The organism is Streptomyces sp. NPDC045955 (assembly GCF_056430805.1).
This window is the reverse complement of record NZ_JBWKKY010000004.1, coordinates 249383-268112: the sequence shown is the minus strand read 5'-3', so window position 1 is coordinate 268112 and position 18730 is coordinate 249383. Positions and strand designations below refer to the sequence as shown.

Below are 18730 nucleotides of genomic sequence, written 5' to 3'. Positions count from 1 at the left end.
CCAGATCTGCCTCCCCAAACCCGGGGCCGCTCATGCTCAGGACTTGGGTTCGAAGGTCTTGGTCAGCGTCCGCCAGGTCTCCTTGCGCAGCTCATCGCCCCAGCCGGCCGCTTTCGCCGTGTACATCAGCGCGTAGCCCTGCCGGTCGTCGACGACGAAACCCCGGTCGATGGTCCGGTACTTGGTGCCGCTCTCCACGTAGGTGAACTCCCAGTCGGCCGTGTTCCAGCCGCGGTAGTCCACCTGCTCTATCCGGATCTTCTTGTACTGCGCGCGCTGCATGTAGCGCTCCTGGCTCTTCCAGTCCGCCACCGGGTCGCCCTTGGGCGTGGATGTCCAGGCGATGAGCAGCTTCTGCCCGTCGGGCCCGGTGAACCGGTCGCCCGCGGCACCCGTGGACCCGTACTTCCACCCCTTGGGCAGACCGATCGAGTAGCCCTGGCTGCCCTGGTGCGTCGACACCGCGGCGGTTCCCTTGCCGCCGGCGGAGGACTCGCTCGCCCGGTCGCCTGCCGTGCTGTTCGAGGCGGGCTCCGACGGCGTGGGCTGCGTCGCCGCGCTGTCGGTGCGCGTGCCGTCGCTCTCGTCGCCCTTGGTGTCGGCGCTGCTGGGCGCGGTGGCGACGGCCTTGCCGCCGTTCCCTCCGGCGGACCCCTTCGAGTCCTTGTCGTCTCCGCCGAGCGCGATGGCGAGCACCGTGCCGATCACGGCGAGCACCACGACCGCCGCGATGATCACCATGGTGCGCCGCGGCACCACGTCGGTGAGCGGCGCCCTGGGCGTCGGCCGCGGCGGCAGGTCCGGCCGCGGCATGACGGGCCATCCCGAACTCCGGCCCTCGGACGTCGCCTTCGCCCCCTGCGCACCGGCCCCGGCACCGGCAGCGGCCCCCGAGGCCGACGCCGAACCGGGCGTCGACACGGAGGCACCCGCGTCTCCGGCCCCGGCCTTCGCGCCCTCCGGTCCGCAAGAGGCCGTGCCCTCCTCGGACCGGGTCCGGGACGCGGCCGAGGCCCCGCCCGTCCCCACGGCGGCCTTGCGCACGGAACGCAGCGCCCCGCGCAGCCGCTCCCCGGGCTCCTCGCTCCGCTTGCTCCCGGAGCCGGCCGGACTCCCCTTGCGCGAGGACTTGTCCGGCTGCGCCGGCAGCGGCACGACCTTCGTCGCGTCCATCGGCTCCGGCTCGGCCGGCGCGGGGGCGTGGATGACCGAGTTCAGCAGCGCCCGGGCGCCCGCGTCGTCGAGCCGCTGGGCGGGGTCCTTGGTGAGCAGCCCGTAGATGACGTCCTTCAGCGGGCCGGCGTTCTTCGGCTCCTCCAACGGCTCGGTCATCACCGCCGTGAGAGTCGCTATGGCCGACCCCTTGTCGTACGGCGGCGTGCCCTCCACCGCCGCGTACAGCAGCCCGCCGAGCGACCACAGGTCGGCCGCCGGACCCGGCTTGTGCCCGCGCGCCCGCTCCGGGGAGATGTAGGAGGGCGCGCCGACGAGCATGCCGGTCGAGGTGATGGACGGGTCACCCTCGACCTGGGCGATGCCGAAGTCCGTGAGCACGACCCGGCCGTCCTCGGCGATGAGCACGTTCGACGGCTTCACGTCGCGGTGCAGGATGCCCTCACGGTGCGCGGAGCGCAGCACGTCCAGGACGGCGAGCCCGACTTCGGCGGCCCGCTTCGGTTCGAGGAGGCCGTCCTCCCGGATGACCTCGGCGAGCGACTTGCCCTCGACGAGCTCCATCACGATCCAGGGCCGGTCGTCCTCCTGGACCACGTCGAAGACCGTCACCGCGCTGTTGTTGCGGATCCGCGCGATCGCCTTGGCCTCGCGCAGCGTCCGCGTGATCAGCCGCCGCTTCTCCTCCTCGTCGATGTTCGACGGGAACCGCAGCTCCTTGACGGCGACCGTCCGCCCCAGGGTCTCGTCCTGGGCCCGCCACACCGTGCCCATGCCACCGCGGCCGAGCACCTCGCCCAGCCGGTAACGCCCCGCGAGGAGACGCTCCCTGTTGTCCTGACGAGTGTCCTGACGAGATGTGCCCGCCCGCTCCGCCTCCGACATGCGTCCCCTCATACAACCCGCCCTGACAGAGCCTCCATTGTCTCTCACCCGACAAGTGCCCAGCGCCCCAGGGGCCCTCTGGTGAAACGCCCCCTCGGCCCCGCCCATCCGGAACCCGGTCGCGGCGCCCGGCGCGCCGCCCTGCATGATGGGCCCCCGACGCCCCGACCAGGGAGGAGCCCGTGTGCCGCCCTTTCGGACCTTGCTGTCCCTGCCTGTGTCCGTGGCCCTCCTCGGCCTGCTTCCGGCCGACTCGTCGGCTCTCTCGGCTCCGCCGACGGACGCGGTGCTTCCGCTGCTGGTGACCCGGGGCAGGGCACCGGCCGCGGCCCTGCTGGCCCAGGAGCAGGCAACCGCCCGCTATGCCCACGCCGGGCAGGGAATCGCCCGGTCGGACCATTTCCGCGCCGGCAGCGTCACGAAGACGTTCATCGCGACGGTCGTGCTGCAACTGGCCGCCGAGCACCGGCTGTCGCTGTCCGACACCGTGGAGCAGCACCTGCCGGGCCTGGTGCGGGGAGCGGGCAACGACGGCCGCGCGCTGACCCTGCGCTCCCTGCTCACCCACACCAGCGGCCTGTACGACTACACCGCGGCCACCGGCGGAACGGCACCCGTCACACCCCGTCAGGCCATACGCATCGCGGTCACCCACCCCCCGGCCGAACGCGGCCGCTTCTCCTACTCGAACACCAACTACGTCCTGCTCGGCCTGGTCGTCCAGCAGGTCACCGGCCACTCGTACGCCGTCGAGGCCGAGCGCCGCATCATCACTCCCCTGCGTCTGACGGGCACCTCCTTCCCCGGATCCCGCTCCTCGCTGCCCTCCCCGCACGGCCGCGCCTACGCCGCCGACGGAACCGACGTCACCGATCTCGACCCGCGGGGGGCCGGCGCCGCGGGCGAGCTGGTGTCCACGCTCGCCGATCTGAACCGCTTCTACTCGGCCCTGCTCGGCGGGCGGCTGCTGCCCCCGCACCGGCTGCGCGAGATGCTCGACACCCGTGCGGCACACGGCGCGTACGGCATGGGCCTGTTTCCCGAGAAACTGCCGTGCGGCACGACGGTGTGGGGGCACAACGGGCACATATCCGGCAGCTACGTGCGCACCGCAGCCACCGTCGACGGCCGGCGTGTCCTCACCTTCCGCGTGAACACGGACGCGATCGCGGATCCCGGTCTCGAACCCGCGGTGCTCGCGGCCGAGTTCTGCCCCCGCACCTCGTAGAACGACCGGGTTCCGAACGAGGATCCCGGTTTCTGACACTCGTTCGGGTGATGTCGAACGCGCCGCCCCAATCGCGGGAACAGCCACCTAGAGCGGCACGATGTCCGGCGCCCCCAGCCGCGCCGCGTCCGCCGTCAGGTCGTCCGGCTGGCGCTGCGACTCCCGCTCGGCCTCCACCCGCTTCTCGTAGTGCTGCACCTCGCGCTCGATCTGGTCCTTGTCCCAGCCGAGGACCTGAGCCATCAGCTCGGCGGCGTCACGGGCGCTGCGCGTGCCCCGGTCGAAGGTCTCGATGGAGATGCGCGTCCGCCGGGTCAGCACGTCGTCCAGATGCCGCGCCCCCTCGTGCGAGGCCGCGTAGACGATCTCGGCGCGCAGATAGTCGTCGGCCGCCGGCAGGGGCTCGCCCAGGGAAGGGTCCTCGGCGATGAGCGCGAGGAGTTCCTCGGCCATCGTCCCGTACCGATTGAGCAGGTGCTCCACCCGCACCACATGCAGTCCGGTCCGGGCCGCTATCCGCGCCCGCGCGTTCCACAGCGCCCGGTAGCCCTCGGCACCCAGCAGCGGCACGTCCTCGGTGACGCACTCGGCGACACGCATGTCCAGCCCGTGCACCGCCGCGTCCACCGCGTCCTTGGCCATGACCCGGTAGGTCGTGTACTTGCCGCCCGCCACGACGACGAGCCCGGGCACGGGATGCGCCACCGTGTGCTCGCGCGACAGCTTGCTGGTGGCGTCCGACTCGCCCGCGAGCAGCGGCCGCAGGCCCGCGTACACGCCCTGGACATCATCCCTGGTGAGCGGCACCGCGAGCACCGAGTTGACATGTTCCAGCAGGTAGTCGATGTCCGCGCTGGACGCGGCCGGGTGGGCCTTGTCGAGGTCCCAGTCGGTGTCCGTGGTGCCGACGATCCAGTGCCGGCCCCAGGGGATGACGAACAGCACGGACTTCTCCGTGCGCAGGATCAGCCCGGTCGTGGAGTGGATCCGGTCGCGCGGTACGACCAGATGGATGCCCTTGGACGCCCGGACGTGGAACTGGCCGCGCTCCCCGACCATCGCCTGGGTGTCGTCCGTCCACACGCCGGTCGCGTTGACGACCTGCTTGGCACGGATCTCGTACTCGCCGCCGCCCTCCACGTCCTGCACCTTCGCACCGACGACCCGCTCGCCCTCGCGCAGGAAACCCGTCACACGGGCGCGGTTGGCGGCCTGCGCGCCGTACGCCACCGCCGTGCGCACCAGGGTCGCCACGTATCGGGCGTCGTCCATCTGGGCGTCGTAGTACTGCAGCGCCCCGACCAGCGCGTCCTTCTTCAAGCAGGGCGCCACGCGCAGGGCGTGAGAGCGGGTCAGATGGCGGTGCATGGGCAGGCCCCGGCCATGCCCCCGGGCCATGGACATGGCGTCGTACATCGCGACGCCCGACCCGGCGTACAGCCGCTCCCAGCCCTTGTGCTGCAAGGGGTACAGGAACGGCACGGGCTTCACCAGATGCGGGGCGAGCCGCTCCAGGAGCAGGCCGCGTTCCTTCAGGGCCTCCCGGACGAGCGCGAAGTCGAGCATCTCCAGATAGCGCAGGCCGCCGTGGATCAGCTTGCTGGACCGGCTGGAGGTGCCCGACGCCCAGTCACGCGCCTCGACCAGTCCCGTGGACAGGCCTCTGGTCGCGGCGTCGAGGGCGGTACCCGCACCGACCACGCCTGCGCCCACCACCAGCACGTCCAGCTCGCGCTCGGCCATAGATGCGAGTGACTCGGCGCGTTGCGCCGGCCCGAGTGTCGCTGTCCTCACCGCTGCCTCCCGCTCATCGCGGCGGCTGGTGCCGCCTCGGTCGCGCCGGCCGCACCCGTCGGGTGAGACCCCGTCCGTATCCCATGCCCAAATTCTGACCGCGTTGCCCGACTTCAGCCACCACGGGCCATCAGCCTGTGGACAACGCCCACGGGACACTCACCGAAACTCGGGCGAGCAATCCCGCATATCGGTCATATTTACTCCTAGTCTGACATTGCGCTCGCCCGTCCTGTCCACAGGGCTTGCGCACCTGTCCCACTTCGGCTATCGGGAAGGACGGCCACGCCATGCCCGCAGATCTCGCCGTCATCGGACTCGGCCCGTACGGCCTGCCCCTGGCCCAGGCCGCCGTCGCCGCAGGCGTCGCCACCATCGGCTACCGGACCGGCCCCGAGGCCGGCTCCCTCAGCGCCGCCGAACAGCGCCGGATGCTCTCGGGGGGCTTCCGGCCGACCACGAACGGGGCCGAGCTCGGCCGGGTGCGCACCGCGGTCATCTGCGCACCGACCCCGCGGGGCATGGACGGCGGACTCGACCTGAGCCAGCTGGAGGCGGCCGCCCGCACCCTGGCCGCGCACCTGCGCCCGCACACCACTGTGATCCTGGAGTCCCCTGTGTACCCGGGGACGACAGAGGAATTCCTGCGCCCTCTCCTCGAAGAGGGATCGGGGCTGCGCGCGGGCCGCGACTTCCACCTCGCCTACTCCCCCAGCCGCGTCGACCCCGGCAACCGCGACTTCACGCCCGCCAACACCCCCAAGGTCATCGGCGGCCTCACCCCGGCCTGCACGGAGTCGGCCGCCGCCTTCTACGGACGGCTCACCGACAAGGTGGTACGCGCGCGTGGACCCCGCGAGGCGGAGACCGTGCAACTGCTGGAGACCAACTACCGGCACGTCAACATCGCCCTCGTCAACGAGATGGCCGTCCTCTGCCACGACCTGGGCGTCGACCTGTGGGACGTCGTCCGCTGCGCGGAGACCAAGCCGTTCGGCTTCCAGGCCTTCCGCCCCGGCCCCGGCGTCGGCGGCCACGCCGTCCCGCAGGACCTGACGACCCGCGGCGGCCGCACCCTGCGCATGGTGGAACTGGCCCAGCAGGTCAACAGCCGCATGCCCGGCTACGTCGTCCAGCGCGCCGCCACGCTCCTCAACGAGCACGGCAAGTCGGCCCGCGGCGCACGCGTGCTGCTCCTGGGCGTCACCTACAAGCCCGACCTCGCCGACCTGCACGGCACGCCCGCCCAGGAGATCGCCCTGCGCCTGATGGAACTGGGCGCCTCGGTCAGCTACCACGACCCGCACGTCCCCGCCTGGAGCGTCCTGGACCGCCCCGTCCCCCGAGTGGACTCCCTCTACGAGGCGGTCGCCGACGCGGACCTGACCATCCTCCTCCAGCAGCACCGCACGTACGACCTGCAAGGCCTGTCGGTGAAGGCACAGCTGCTGCTGGACACGCGGGGAGCGGCGCCCACGGGGGCGGCGCATCGGTTGTGAAGAGGGGCGTGCGGGGTGCGTGAGCCCTGGGGCTGGTGGCATGCGGCACGCGGCGCGGGTACCTTACGGAAACAAGGCGGAGCCCACCGCAGTGGTCGCTGCGGCAGGCTCCTGGATGGATCACGGAGTGTCCGCCCCTAGCTCTCTTGGGGGCGGCCGCTCACCATCCGAAACAAGGTGGAGCCCACCGCAGTGGTCGCTGCGGGCAGGCTCCAGGATGGATCACGGAGTGTCCGCCCCTAGTCTTCGTGGGGGCGGCCGCTCACCATCCGAAAATCCGCAAGATCCACCTCCTCCGGCACTGCACCATCCGAAGACGGAGTCGGTCCCAGCGGGTGGGCTTGCGGTGGCGTCCCATGGGCGCCCCCTTCCACGACGCTGCCCATTGACCCGGTAGACAGCACGTCGGATTCGGGCCGGGCCCCGAGGGCCGGGGTCCGGAACCGTGTCCTTGGAAGGGGGCACCCAGAAGAACCTGGGGCGCCGATCACGGACACTAGCGCCTCGAAACCGCCCTCAACGGGGCCAACCGGCCCGAAGGCAACCGTGCGCCCCCCTACGGCAACACGCGCCCCGCGCAAGCCAGTTGGGCATGCGAAAGGGCCCGGCCACTCCCCCGAGTGACCAGGCCCTTCTCAGTCCTGGAACGGACTACCGCCGGTGCTGCGAGTCCGCCACCGTCACCTCGACCCGCTGGAACTCCTTCAGCTCGCTGTACCCGGTCGTGGCCATCGCCCGCCGCAGTGCGCCGAAGAGGTTCATCGATCCGTCGGGGGTGTGGGACGGGCCCGTGAGGATCTCCTCGATCGTGCCGACCGTGCCGAGGTCGACCTTCTGGCCGCGCGGCAGCTCCTCGTTCACGGCCTCCATGCCCCAGTGGTGGCCCTTGCCCGGCCCGTCGGTCGCGCGGGCGAGCGGGGAGCCCATCATGACCGCGTCGGCGCCGCAGGCGATCGCCTTGGGCAGGTCGCCGGACCAGCCGACACCGCCGTCCGCGATCACGTGCACGTACCGGCCGCCGGACTCGTCCATGTAGTCGCGGCGGGCCGCGGCCACATCGGCGACCGCCGTCGCCATCGGGACCTGGATGCCCAGCACGTTGCGCGTGGTGTGCGCGGCACCGCCGCCGAAGCCGACCAGCACGCCTGCCGCACCGGTGCGCATCAGGTGCAGAGCGGCGGTGTACGTGGCGCAGCCGCCGACGATCACCGGGACGTCCAGCTCGTAGATGAACTGCTTCAGGTTCAGCGGTTCGTGCGAACCGGAGACGTGCTCCGCGGAGACCGTCGTACCGCGGATGACGAAGATGTCCACGCCCGCGTCGACGACGGCCTTGGAGAACTGGGCCGTGCGCTGCGGGGAGAGCGCCGCGGCCGTGACCACGCCCGAGTCGCGCACCTCCTTGATCCGCGCGCCGATCAGCTCCTCCTTGATGGGCGCGGCGTAGATCTCCTGGAGGCGCCGGGTGGCGGCCTCGGCGGGCAGCTCGGCGATCTCGTCGAGCAGCGGCTGCGGGTCCTCGTAGCGCGTCCACAGACCTTCGAGGTTCAGCACGCCGAGGCCGCCCAGCTCGCCGATGCGGATGGCGGTGGCCGGGGAGACGACCGAGTCCATGGGGGCGGCCAGGAACGGCAGCTCGAAGCGGTAGGCGTCGATCTGCCAGGCGATCGAGACCTCCTTCGGGTCCCGCGTACGGCGGCTGGGGACGACGGCGATGTCGTCGAAGGCGTACGCCCGGCGGCCGCGCTTGCCGCGCCCGATCTCGATCTCAGTCACGTTGGTGGCCTTTCCCTTTGCGTTTCAGCGTCTTCCAGTATCGCCGACGGGCATGGAGAGGGCGGCCCCGGATGCTCCGGAACCGCCCTCGGCAGGCCTGGGGACTACTTACTACGGCTGTAGTTGGGCGCCTCGACCGTCATCTGGATGTCGTGCGGGTGGCTCTCCTTGAGACCGGCGGAGGTGATCCGGACGAAGCGGCCCTTGGTCTCCATCTCCTCGATGGAGGCGGCGCCCACATAGCCCATCGTCTGGCGCAGACCGCCGACGAGCTGGTGCAGCACGTTGGCCAGCGGGCCGCGGTAGGGCACCTGGCCCTCGATGCCCTCGGGCACCAGCTTGTCGTCGGAGCCGACCTCGGCCTGGAAGTAGCGGTCCTTGGAGTACGACTTGGCCTGGCCGCGGGACTGCATCGCACCGAGCGAGCCCATGCCGCGGTACGACTTGAACTGCTTGCCGTTGATGAACTGAAGCTCGCCCGGGGACTCCTCACAACCGGCGAGCAGGCTGCCCAGCATGACCGTGTCGGCGCCCGCGGCGAGCGCCTTGCCGATGTCGCCCGAGTACTGCAGGCCGCCGTCACCGATCAGCGGCACGCCGGCCGGACGGGCGGCGAGCGACGCCTCGTAGATGGCGGTGACCTGCGGGACGCCGATACCGGCGACGACCCGGGTGGTACAGATCGAGCCGGGGCCGACGCCCACCTTGATGCCGTCGACACCGGCGTCGATCAGCGCCTGGGCGCCGTCGCGCGTGGCGACGTTGCCGCCGATCACGTCGACGCCGACGCTCGACTTGATCTTCGACATCCAGCTGAGGGCGTTGCTGTTGTGGCCGTGCGAGGTGTCGACGACCAGGAAGTCCACGCCGGCGGCGGCGAGCGCCTGGGCCCGCTCCAGGGCCTCGGGGCTGGCGCCCACGGCGGCGCCCACGAGGAGACGGCCCTCGGCGTCCTTGGCCGCGTTGGGGTACTGCTCGGCCTTGACGAAGTCCTTGACCGTGATGAGGCCCTTGAGGACACCCGCGTCGTCGACCAGCGGAAGCTTCTCGATCTTGTGGCGGCGCAGCAGCTCCATGGCGTCGGGGCCGGAGATGCCGACCTTGCCGGTCACCAGGGGCATGGGGGTCATGACCTCGCGCACCTGACGGGAGCGGTCGGTCTCGAAGGCCATGTCGCGGTTGGTGACGATGCCGAGCAGCTTGCCGTTGCCGTCGGTGACGGGGACGCCGCTGATGCGGAACTTGGCGCACAGGGCGTCGGCCTCGCCGAGCGTCGCGTCCGGGTGCACCGTGATCGGGTCGGTGACCATCCCGGACTCGGACCGCTTCACCAGGTCGACCTGGTTGACCTGGTCCTCGATGGAGAGGTTGCGGTGCAGGACCCCGACGCCGCCCTGGCGGGCCATGGCGATCGCCATGCGCGACTCGGTGACCTTGTCCATGGCGGCGGACAACAGCGGGATGTTGACCCGCACGTTGCGGGAGATGCGGGACGAGGTGTCGACCGCGTTGGGGAGCACTTCGGATGCACCCGGCAGCAGCAGCACGTCGTCGTAGGTCAGCCCGAGTGTCGCGAATTTACCGGGCACTCCGTCGACGTTGGCAGTCATGACACCTTCCCCAAATGGCCTTGATCGGTGCGGATGTCCATGCTAACGGGAAGCGCAGCTGTCTCATTCCACGGTTCCGCCTGGCTCCGGGCTTCGTATGTTCGTACGGAAGCAGCACACCGCCTGTTCAGTGAAGGGGTTGTTCACACAGGACTACTGCTCGGCCAGCGCCCGCAGCCGGCTCAGCGCCCTGTGCTGCGCCACCCGGACCGCGCCGGGTGACATTCCCAACATCTGGCCCGTCTCCTCGGCCGTCAGACCCACCGCGATCCGCAGCAGCAACAGCTCCCGCTGGTTCTCGGGCAGGTTGGCCAGCAGTTTCTTGGCCCATTCCGCGTCGCTGCTGAGCAGGGCGCGCTCCTCCGGTCCCAGGGAGTCGTCGGGCCGCTCCGGCATCTCGTCGGAGGGGACGGCCGTCGAGCCGGGGTGGCGCATCGCCGCGCGCTGGAGGTCGGCGACCTTGTGGGCGGCGATGGCGAAGACGAACGCCTCGAAGGGGCGCCCGGTGTCCCGGTAGCGGGGCAGTGCGAGGAGCACCGCCACGCAGACCTCCTGGGCGAGGTCCTCCACGAAGTGCCGGGCGTCGCCCGGGAGGCGGGACAGACGGGTCCGGCAGTAGCGCAGGGCCAGGGGGTGGACATGGGCGAGCAGGTCGTGCGTGGCCTGCTCGTCCCCGTCGACGGCGCGGTGGACGAGCGCGCCGATCGCCCCTTGGGCATTGACCGCCTCGTCGTCGCGCATCGGTCCATGGTGCCTTGCGGCCGCCGGGTCCGTGGCACCGCGCCCGTTGTTGTGCACCGAAGCGTTATGAGCAGGTGCGCCGGAACTCATCCCCTGCGCCCTCCCCTTCCGCTCGACCGACTCGTCCCCGAGGAACTCCACACCCTCAAGGATGCGGCATCCGCGGCGAAACGAGCAGCGGGCTCCCGGCGGACCCCGGGTCCACCCCCGCCGACCTGGCTTTCCGTGCCCCCACTGCGACCGCTGGGGCCTGCCGTTCGGATCATCCCGGGTCCGTGGGTTCTCGCGTGCACCCGGCCGAGCTCTCGACCTAGGCCGGGCGGGGACGGATCCCCTCCAGGGCTGTCGTCGGCCGCCGGCCTCGGCGCCCGCGTGTACGGCTCGCGCGGGGGCATCCAGGTGCCCCCGCTCTCCGGCCCCGGCCGGAGCCCGCGCGTCGAAGCCGGCCCGATCCGAAGGACAGGCCCTAGCGCACCAGACCCCACCGGAAGCCGAGCGCCACGGCGTGGGCCCGGTCCGAGGCGCCGAGCTTCTTGAACAGGCGCCGGGCGTGCGTCTTGACGGTGTCCTCAGAGAGGAACAGCTCGCGGCCGATCTCGGCGTTCGAGCGGCCGTGGCTCATGCCTTCGAGGACCTGGATCTCACGCGCCGTGAGCGTCGGCGCGGCGCCCATCTCGGCCGAGCGCAGCCGGCGCGGGGCGAGCCGCCAGGTCGGGTCGGCCAGCGCCTGCGTCACCGTCGCGCGGAGCTCCGCGCGGGAGGCGTCCTTGTGCAGATAGCCGCGGGCACCGGCGGCGACCGCGAGGGCCACACCGTCCAGGTCCTCGGCGACGGTGAGCATGATGATGCGCGCACCGGGGTCGGCGGACAGCAGCCGCCGGACCGTCTCGACGCCGCCCAGGCCGGGCATGCGTACGTCCATCAGAATCAGGTCCGAGCGGTCGGCCCCCCAGCGGCGGAGGACTTCCTCGCCGTTGGCCGCCGTCGTCACGCGCTCTACGCCGGGCACGGTCGCGACCGCGCGGCGGAGCGCCTCTCGGGCAAGCGGGGAGTCGTCGCAGACGAGGACGGAAGTCATGGCCGCCCTCCGCAGCTGATGCGCGTCACCTTGAGCCTCCAGGCTGGTACGAAATCGTCACCTGTGCGGTCGACCGTCTCGGACGCCTGCCCGAGCGCTTGTTCCTTCAACCGCCTCGCACTCTCAACGACGGTCACTCGAAAGAGTTACGGGGGCGGCTGACATCTTCGGCACTCTACGTGAGGGGCCGGACACGGTGCAGACATGCGCAACAGACCCTCGAACTTTCATCACAACCTATGCCCCGTTCGGATCCATTTCTTCCGCTTTGCCAGTGTCTGGAGCTAGATTCGCAATGAGTCATATTTTCATCTCCTTAGATCGTAGTTGTACGGTCGTGGACACCGGATCCGCCCAAAACGGCTACAAGGGGTCACGTAATGGCAGATTTCTCCCGCCTTCCCGGACCGAACGCGGACCTGTGGGACTGGCAGCTGCTGGCTGCCTGTCGCGGGGTGGACAGCTCGCTCTTCTTCCATCCGGAGGGCGAGCGCGGTGCGGCTCGGAGCGCTCGCGAGAACTCGGCCAAAGAGGTCTGCATGAGGTGCCCTGTGCGTGCCGAGTGCGCCGCCCACGCGCTGGCGGTGCGGGAACCGTACGGCGTGTGGGGCGGGCTGACCGAGGACGAGCGCGAAGAGCTGATGGGACGGGCGCGCAACCGGCTGGTGTCGGCGTCGACATCCGGCGGGCACGCCGCCTCGAACAACTGAAGGAACGTTTCTGCAAACAGGCACGCGCACGCGTGCCGTCGGTTTTTGACGCGCCTGCGCTGTGGCCGGACGCGCCTGCGCTGTGTGGCCGGACGTGCCTGCGCTGTGGCTAGCGGCGGGCGGCCCGTGCCAGTTGGCCGAGCGTCGCCGCCACCGCCGGGACCTGTGCGAGGTCGGGCAGGGTGAGCGCGACGATCTCCCGGCGCACCGCCGGTTCCAGCGTCACGGTCCGTACTCCCCTGGGCCGTACGGACTCGATGGCCAGCTGGGGCAGCACGGCCACGCCCAGGCCGGCGCCGACCAGGCCGGCGACCGCCGGGTAGTCGTCGGTCGCGAAGTCGATGCGCGGGGTGAAGCCGGCAACCGCGCACACCTCGACGAGCTGGCCGCGGCAGCGCGGGCAGCCCGCGATCCACGGCTCCCGCGCGAGTTCGCCGATCGCGACGGACTGCGCGCCCGCGAGCCGGTGCCGCTCCGGAACGAGTGCGACGAGCCGGTCCGTCAGCAGCGGCCGTACGACCAGGTCCTCCCACTCCTCGGCGCCCGCCGCCCCCTCGTAGCGGAAGGCGAGCGCCACGTCGCAGTCGCCCTCGCGCAGCATGCCGACGGAGGCGGGCGGTTCGGCCTCCTCCAGGAAGACCCGGGTGCCGGGGTGGGCGTCGCGCAGGGCGGCGAGGGCCGTCGGTACGAGCGTGGAGCTGCCGCTGGGGAAGGAGACGAGCCGGACCCGGCCCGCGCGCAGCCCGGCGATGGCGGCGACCTCCTCCTCCGCGGCCGTGAGCCCGGCGAGGATCCCGGCGGCGTGCCGCACCAGCGCCTCGCCGGCCTGGGTCAGGCGCATCTCGCGTCCCGTACGGATCAGCAGAGGTGTGCCGACGGAGGCTTCCAGGGCCTTCATCTGCTGGCTGACGGCGGGCTGGGTGCACCCCAGTTCGCGGCCCGCGGCGGAGAAGGAGCCGGTGGCCGCGACGGCGCGCAGGACACGGAGATGACGGGCTTCGATCACCCTTCGAGGATAAGCGACCCTTTGAAGCCGCTCCGAATAATGCGTCGACGCTTTGGGGCCGATTCCCCTACCGTGCGGGCATGAGGCTTCTGTCTGTGAATCTGGGCCGCGCCAAGCCCGTGCCGTACACGGACAACCCGGAGGGTGTGACCGGAATCGACAAGCGGCCGGTGGACGGGCCGGTGCGGGTCTCGGCCCCCGGGCCCAAGGGCGTCGGCGGGAGCGGGCTGGCCGGGGACGCGGTGTGCAAGCTGGAGCACCACGGCGGCGACGACCAGGCGGTCTACGCGATGGCGCGCGAGGACATGGACGCGTGGGAACGCGAGCTGGGCCGGCCGCTGCCCGCCGGGTCGTTCGGCGAGAACCTCACGACACAGGGGCTCGACGTGTCCGGCGCGCGGATCGGCGAGCGCTGGCGCGTCGGGCCCGAGGTGGTGCTGGAGGTCACCTGCGGGCGGATCCCGTGCCGCACGTTCCAGGGCCATCTGGACGAGAGGCAGTGGGTGAGGCGGTTCACGCAGCGGGGCGCGCCCGGGGCGTATCTGCGGGTGATCGAGCCCGGCGAGATTCGGGCCGGCGACCCCGTGGAGATCGTGCACCGGCCGGAGCACGACGTGACCGTGGCTCTCCAGTTCCGGGCGGTGACCACCGAGCGGACGCTGTTGCCGCGGCTGCTGCCGGCGGGCGAGGCGCTGCACCCGGAGTCCCTGAGGCTGGCGCGGGAGTACGCGGAGCAGCACGGGGTCTGACGGCTGGGCCGCTCGCCGCACGGTCTCCACCGACCCTTCACCGGCGAGACCCCCGCGGACAAGCGGATGCACATGGTGCAGGTCACTAACCTTCTGCCATGACAACGGCTCTGATTACGGGATCGACGGCAGGCATCGGGGCCGCGTTCGCGCGGCGGCTGGCGGCGGACGGACACAACCTCGTGCTGGTGGCCCGCGACACCAAGCGGCTCCGGGAGCAGGCGACCGAGCTGCACGACCGGCACGGCATCGAGGCCGAGGTGCTGACGGCCGACCTCGCCGAGGACCAGGGCATCAAGTCGGTGGCCGACCGGCTGGGCGACCGCAAGAACCCCGTCGACCTGCTGGTCAACAACGCCGGATTCGGCAACAAGGGCCGTTTCCTCGACGTTCCCATGGCCGACGAGCTGCGGATGCTGAAGGTGCACTGCGAGGCGGTGCTGCGGCTGACGTCCGCGGCGACGGAGGCCATGCGGGAGCGCGGCCGCGGTGGCGTCGTGAACGTCGCGTCGGTGGCCGCGTTCGTCCCGCGGGGCACCTACGGCGCTTCCAAGGCCTGGGTCGTGCAGTTCACCCAGGGTGCCGCACGCGACCTGGCCGGCAGCGGCGTACGGCTGATGGCGCTCTGCCCCGGCTTCGTGCGCACCGAGTTCCACGAGCGGGCCGGCATGGGCACGGACAACATCCCGGCCTGGATGTGGCTCGACGCGGACAAGCTGGTGGCGGCGGCACTGCACGACCTGGCCCGCGGCAAGACGCTGTCCATCCCGGACCCCCGCTACAAGGCGCTGATGGGGGCGGCGAAGCTGGTGCCGCGGGGGATGCTCGGCGCGGTGTCGTCTAGGACGGGGCGGAAGTACGGGCCGCAGTAGAAGCCCCGGTGTGCTGCCCGCAGGCGGACTTCATCGCGTCGGCCGCCTCCACCACGAGCGGCACCACGTCCGGTGCCTGCCTGAGGAGGGCGGGCAGGACCGACACCCACTCACCGCCCTGGAGGGCCAGGGCAGCCAGGCGCCGGGCCTGTTCACCGTCGGTCGTCGCGGCCGCGATGCCCGCCCAGGCCCTGGACAGCGTCGCGGGAGCGGACAGCGTCCGTGCGAGTTCCTCGGCGCGGGAGCACTCTCCCGAAGCGGCCAGCACGTCGACCAGGGCGAGCGTCCCCCGAGCGCGGTCATACGGGTCCTCGATGGTTTGCAGCGTTTCTCCGGCACGCTCGTGGTGCCCGAGGGCGGTCAGGGCCTCGGCCACCGCTATGGCCCCGATGTACCAGGTGGAACCGATCGGCGGGCCCGGTGGCGGCATCGCGTCGAGCGCGGCCCGGGCGGCCTCGGTCTCCCCCGCCGCGGCCAGGGCCCTGACCAGAGCACTCAGTTCCATCGCGGAGGGGCGGTCGTACGCGCCCGCGAGCGTGATCACTTCGTGGACGATGTGCCGCGCCCTGTCGAGGTGACCCGCTTCGGTCAACGTCACGGCGAGTTCGCAGAGTGCCGAGGTACGGGCGCCGGGCCGGGAGTTCTCGCGCACATAGGCCTCGGCCCGTGCGGCATGGCCGGCTTCGGCCAGACCACGAGCGAACGGCACGTCCAGCGGCGCCAGGATTCCCGCGAGGGTGGAATCCGCCTCCGCCTCGGCCCTCATCACCGCTTCGGCCCGTGCCACCTCGCCGGATCTGGCCCATGCCCGCACCACCGGGGCCAGGAGATAGCGCCGCTCGACGTCGTCAGGTGCCCGCCCTGCCAGCCGCTCCGCCCGGTCCGGCTCTCCGGTGGCCGTGCGGGCGGCGGCCAGCGCCCGCAGGGACGTGCTGTACTCCCCCGGAGAGACGTCGGGCTCGCTCCGGTGGTCAGCGACCAGCGTCTCGGTCCCGTCGAGCACCGCCAGCGCCGCTTCGGGGTGCCCCGCTTCGGCCAGAGCAGTGGCGGCGACGCCGAGTTTCCGGGCGGCCGTCAGCGGATGGAGCACTCGGGTCCGGCTCTCGACGTCGAGCAGGAGCCGCGCGGCCTCCTCGCTCCGTCCTGCCCGCGCCAGTGCGGCAGCCACTTCGACCGACGCGTGCGTGTGCTCCACCGGGTGGGCCAGGGAGTCGGCGAGCGTCCGGGCCCGGTCCGGGTCTCCGGACTGCGCGAGGGATTCGACGACCTCGTAGAGGGCCGACGGGCCCTCCGTCCGCGGGCCGAGGGTGCGTGCCAACGCCTCGGCCCGGTCGGCCTCGCCCCCGTCCGCCATGATGCGCACGACCGAGCAGAGCGTCGCCCACGCGACATCCGCGGCGGGGATCTGCCGGGCCAGTTCCTCGGCCTGCTCGTAGCGCCCGGCTCTCGCCCGGGCCTGTGCCACCTCCCGCAGCACGTGGTTCTCTCTGCCATGCCCGACCGTGTCGAGCAGTGCCTCGGCCCGGTCGAGCTGCCCGGCCCACGCCAGCCACCCGGCCAGCCGCTCCGTGGCCTCCCCGTGGCCCGCCTCGCCGTGCAGGCCGGCCAGGAACGCCTCGGCCTGGTCGAACTCGCCCGCCCCGGCCAGGAGGTTCACCACCTCTTCGGGCTCCGCACGGCCCCGCACCGACGCCACGGCCTCGGCGCACAGGGCATCAGCGCGTTGCCGCTGCCCCGACTCGCGCAGTGCGGAGGCCAGGGTGATCAGCGCGTCGGCGCGGGCGCCCGGTTCGCTCGCTCTGGCCATCGTTTCCGCCTCGGCATGACGGCCTGCCGCCGCGTGGGCCTCGATCAGGGTGTTCCTCATCCCGGTGCGGCACTCCTGGTTCGGCGCGCCGTCGACCAGCTCCTGTGCGAGATCCCAGCGCTGGGCCGCGAGGCAGGCATTGCCGACCTGAACGTAGGTGTGGATGTCGAAGTACTGGGTGCTGACCGTCCGCGCCAGCGCTGCCGCCCTGTCGAACTGCCCGGCGCGGGCGAAGAGGTCCGCCACCGTGCAGCGTGCCAGGTCGTCCCGGCTCTGCCCCTCGCCCTGGCGGGCGGCCTGCTCCGCCTCGGCGAGCAGTTCCAGCGTCCCGTCGCCGTCTCCCCGTTCCAGCAGTACATCGGCGACGGCGGCCAGGCCCATGCCCCGGCGATGGCCGTTCGGGAGGCTGCGGGCCAGTGCGACGGCCCGGCCGGTCTGCCCGGCCAGGGCCCAGGCGTGCGGAAGGGAGTCCGGTGCGCCCGCGCTGCGGTCGACCAGCCGTTCCCGGTGGACCGCCAGGCGCAGTGAGTCGAGCGGCCGTCGCGCACCGCGCTCGATGATCAGGTCCTCGGTGAGGTGGATCTCGGTCACGGCGGACGCGTCACTGCCGGTCAGGGCCAGCATGCGTTCCTGCCGTCGGATGTCCGCCCCGCACCGGAGCATCCGCTCCAGGTCACCGGTGGACCGGAGCATCCGGAAGTACCCCCGCAGCAGGTACTCCGGCGTATCCTCCGGCCAGCCGCGCCCGCGCCACTCCTCCGCCCAGGCGTGCAGCTTCGCGCGGTAGAGGCCCGTCTCGGACGGACCGAGCATCTCCTCCGCCTGGGACTGCAGCTCCTCGTGACCGAGCAGGTAGACGTTGACACGCAGGCCGAAGGTCCGCCCCGCCCGGGTCCTCAGGACATCCCGCACCCGGTACGGAACCGCTCCGGTCAGGGCCGCCAGGTCCTCGGCGGTCAGGCCGCCGCGCGCCACCGCCACCAGGCCCAGCAGGTCGTGCTCCAGGCCACCCGTCCCGATCAGCCGCTTCAGTTCGCGTTCCGCCTCCGCGCGGATCGCCCGGGCGTACGGGGACGGCGACAGCGTCCGTACGATCGCGTGGTCGCGCAGCGGATGGTCCTCGGGTACGTCACCGGGCAGCGGCGGGTTGAGCCGCCCCGCGACCAGGACCCGCATGCCGGCCTCCGGGCGGGCGGGCAGCAGGCTCGCGATGCTGTGGGCGTCCGGGCCGGTCGTGACGCCGCGGTCCTCGTCCAGGCCGTCGACCAGGAGGACCAGGCGTTGCCCGCGCTCGGCGCAGGCGCGGGCGGCGGCGCCGTACAGGTACAGGAGGTGGGCCTCGCGGGTCGCCACGGTCAGGTGGGCGGGCAGGGCCTCTCCGGCGAGTTCCGCCAGTTGTTCGAGTACGACGTCCACGTACGCCGCGACGTCGTTCTGGGCGCCCAGGCGGGCCGTGATGAAGAACGGCACGATCCGTACGCCCTGCGGAGGGTGCAGGGCGAACCATGACAGCAGTGCCGTCTTGCCGGCCCAGGCGCCCGCGCGCCACCAGGCGTACGCAGCGCCGGAGTCCGCCGTGGCGAAGGCGGACAGCTCGGCCAACTCCTCCTCGCGGTCGACGAGTCGGGGCGGGGCGATGCGGCGGACCTGCTCCCAGTACGCCGAACGCACCGCCGGGGCGAGCAGGATGCGGTTGTGATCGCCGGTGACGGCCAGGGCGATGTCACCACCCGCGGCCACCGACCGCTCCCCCCGCTTCCCCCACCAGCGCATGGCCTCATGATGCCAAAGGGCCGGGAGGC

At 71.9% G+C, this 18730-nt stretch carries 13 protein-coding genes; 5 read left to right on the top strand and 8 right to left on the bottom strand.

Going from position 1 to position 18730, the window contains the following annotated elements:
- Positions 1-36: 36 nt before the first annotated feature.
- Positions 37-2058, bottom strand: coding sequence for a serine/threonine-protein kinase (locus tag AC07F0_RS10485; RefSeq protein ID WP_478976763.1), 2022 nt, complete (start codon positions 2056-2058; stop codon positions 37-39).
- A 184-nt stretch (positions 2059-2242) separates the two neighbouring features.
- Between AC07F0_RS10485 and AC07F0_RS10480 the strand changes: the two genes are divergently transcribed.
- Positions 2243-3286, top strand: coding sequence for a serine hydrolase domain-containing protein (locus tag AC07F0_RS10480; protein WP_478976760.1), 1044 nt, complete (start codon positions 2243-2245; stop codon positions 3284-3286).
- Between the two features lie 87 nt (positions 3287-3373).
- Here AC07F0_RS10480 and AC07F0_RS10475 read toward each other — a convergent pair whose 3' ends face one another.
- Positions 3374-5080 carry a glycerol-3-phosphate dehydrogenase/oxidase gene (locus tag AC07F0_RS10475; RefSeq protein ID WP_436727558.1) on the bottom strand — a complete coding sequence of 569 codons (1707 nt, stop codon included), beginning with the start codon at positions 5078-5080 and terminating at the stop codon, positions 3374-3376.
- 290 nt (positions 5081-5370) lie between these two features.
- Here AC07F0_RS10475 and AC07F0_RS10470 point away from each other — a divergent pair, with 290 nt between their 5' ends.
- On the top strand, positions 5371-6579 hold the full coding sequence (locus AC07F0_RS10470) for a nucleotide sugar dehydrogenase (RefSeq protein WP_478976758.1): 1209 nt from the start codon (positions 5371-5373) through the stop codon (positions 6577-6579).
- A gap of 651 nt (positions 6580-7230) precedes the next feature.
- Here AC07F0_RS10470 and AC07F0_RS10465 read toward each other — a convergent pair.
- From AC07F0_RS10465 to AC07F0_RS10450, 4 genes are all read right to left on the bottom strand, one after another.
- A complete protein-coding gene (locus AC07F0_RS10465) occupies positions 7231-8355 on the bottom strand; it encodes a GuaB3 family IMP dehydrogenase-related protein (protein WP_020276389.1) in 1125 nt (374 codons plus the stop codon).
- Positions 8356-8459: 104 nt separating this feature from the next.
- Positions 8460-9965, bottom strand: a complete 1506-nt coding sequence (gene guaB, locus AC07F0_RS10460) for an IMP dehydrogenase (protein ID WP_354740880.1) — start codon at positions 9963-9965, stop codon at positions 8460-8462.
- 153 nt (positions 9966-10118) lie between these two features.
- Positions 10119-10706 (bottom strand): sigma-70 family RNA polymerase sigma factor, encoded by a 588-nt coding sequence (locus AC07F0_RS10455; protein WP_010036508.1) that lies wholly within the window; start codon positions 10704-10706, stop codon positions 10119-10121.
- 466 nt (positions 10707-11172) lie between these two features.
- Positions 11173-11784, bottom strand: coding sequence for a response regulator transcription factor (locus AC07F0_RS10450; protein WP_003948568.1), 612 nt, complete (start codon positions 11782-11784; stop codon positions 11173-11175).
- 380 nt (positions 11785-12164) lie between these two features.
- On the opposite strand from AC07F0_RS10450, the gene AC07F0_RS10445 reads away from it, so the two are divergent.
- Complete coding sequence (locus AC07F0_RS10445; protein WP_031119978.1) at positions 12165-12494, top strand: WhiB family transcriptional regulator; 330 nt, start codon at positions 12165-12167, stop codon at positions 12492-12494.
- A 109-nt stretch (positions 12495-12603) separates the two neighbouring features.
- Here the strand turns inward: AC07F0_RS10445 and AC07F0_RS10440 are convergent, their stop codons facing one another.
- Entirely contained in the window at positions 12604-13500 is an 897-nt protein-coding gene (locus tag AC07F0_RS10440) for a LysR family transcriptional regulator (RefSeq protein WP_478976755.1), read from the bottom strand.
- A gap of 80 nt (positions 13501-13580) precedes the next feature.
- Here AC07F0_RS10440 and AC07F0_RS10435 point away from each other — a divergent pair, with 80 nt between their 5' ends.
- Positions 13581-14249: an MOSC domain-containing protein gene (locus tag AC07F0_RS10435; RefSeq protein WP_478976752.1), complete on the top strand. Its 669-nt coding sequence runs from the start codon at positions 13581-13583 to the stop codon at positions 14247-14249.
- 98 nt (positions 14250-14347) lie between these two features.
- Positions 14348-15121: an SDR family NAD(P)-dependent oxidoreductase gene (locus tag AC07F0_RS10430; RefSeq protein ID WP_478976749.1), complete on the top strand. Its 774-nt coding sequence runs from the start codon at positions 14348-14350 to the stop codon at positions 15119-15121.
- Here AC07F0_RS10430 and AC07F0_RS10425 read toward each other — a convergent pair.
- Positions 15090-18701 carry a hypothetical protein gene (locus AC07F0_RS10425; protein WP_478976746.1) on the bottom strand — a complete coding sequence of 1204 codons (3612 nt, stop codon included), beginning with the start codon at positions 18699-18701 and terminating at the stop codon, positions 15090-15092. The two genes, AC07F0_RS10430 and AC07F0_RS10425, sit on opposite strands and share 32 nt — an antisense overlap.
- Positions 18702-18730 lie beyond the last annotated feature (29 nt).

Excerpts from the sequence above, each read along its gene's own strand:
- AC07F0_RS10485 (WP_478976763.1), bottom strand. The coding sequence starts at position 2,058 with ATGTCGGAGGCGGAGCGGGCGGGCACATCTCGTCAGGACACTCGTCAG.
- AC07F0_RS10470 (WP_478976758.1), top strand. The coding sequence starts at position 5,371 with ATGCCCGCAGATCTCGCCGTCATCGGACTCGGCCCGTACGGCCTGCCC.
- guaB (WP_354740880.1), bottom strand. The coding sequence starts at position 9,965 with ATGACTGCCAACGTCGACGGAGTGCCCGGTAAATTCGCGACACTCGGG.
- AC07F0_RS10455 (WP_010036508.1), bottom strand. The coding sequence starts at position 10,706 with ATGCGCGACGACGAGGCGGTCAATGCCCAAGGGGCGATCGGCGCGCTC.
- AC07F0_RS10450 (WP_003948568.1), bottom strand. The coding sequence starts at position 11,784 with ATGACTTCCGTCCTCGTCTGCGACGACTCCCCGCTTGCCCGAGAGGCG.
- AC07F0_RS10445 (WP_031119978.1), top strand. The coding sequence starts at position 12,165 with ATGGCAGATTTCTCCCGCCTTCCCGGACCGAACGCGGACCTGTGGGAC.
- AC07F0_RS10435 (WP_478976752.1), top strand. The coding sequence starts at position 13,581 with ATGAGGCTTCTGTCTGTGAATCTGGGCCGCGCCAAGCCCGTGCCGTAC.
- AC07F0_RS10430 (WP_478976749.1), top strand. The coding sequence starts at position 14,348 with ATGACAACGGCTCTGATTACGGGATCGACGGCAGGCATCGGGGCCGCG.
- AC07F0_RS10425 (WP_478976746.1), bottom strand. The coding sequence starts at position 18,701 with ATGCGCTGGTGGGGGAAGCGGGGGGAGCGGTCGGTGGCCGCGGGTGGT.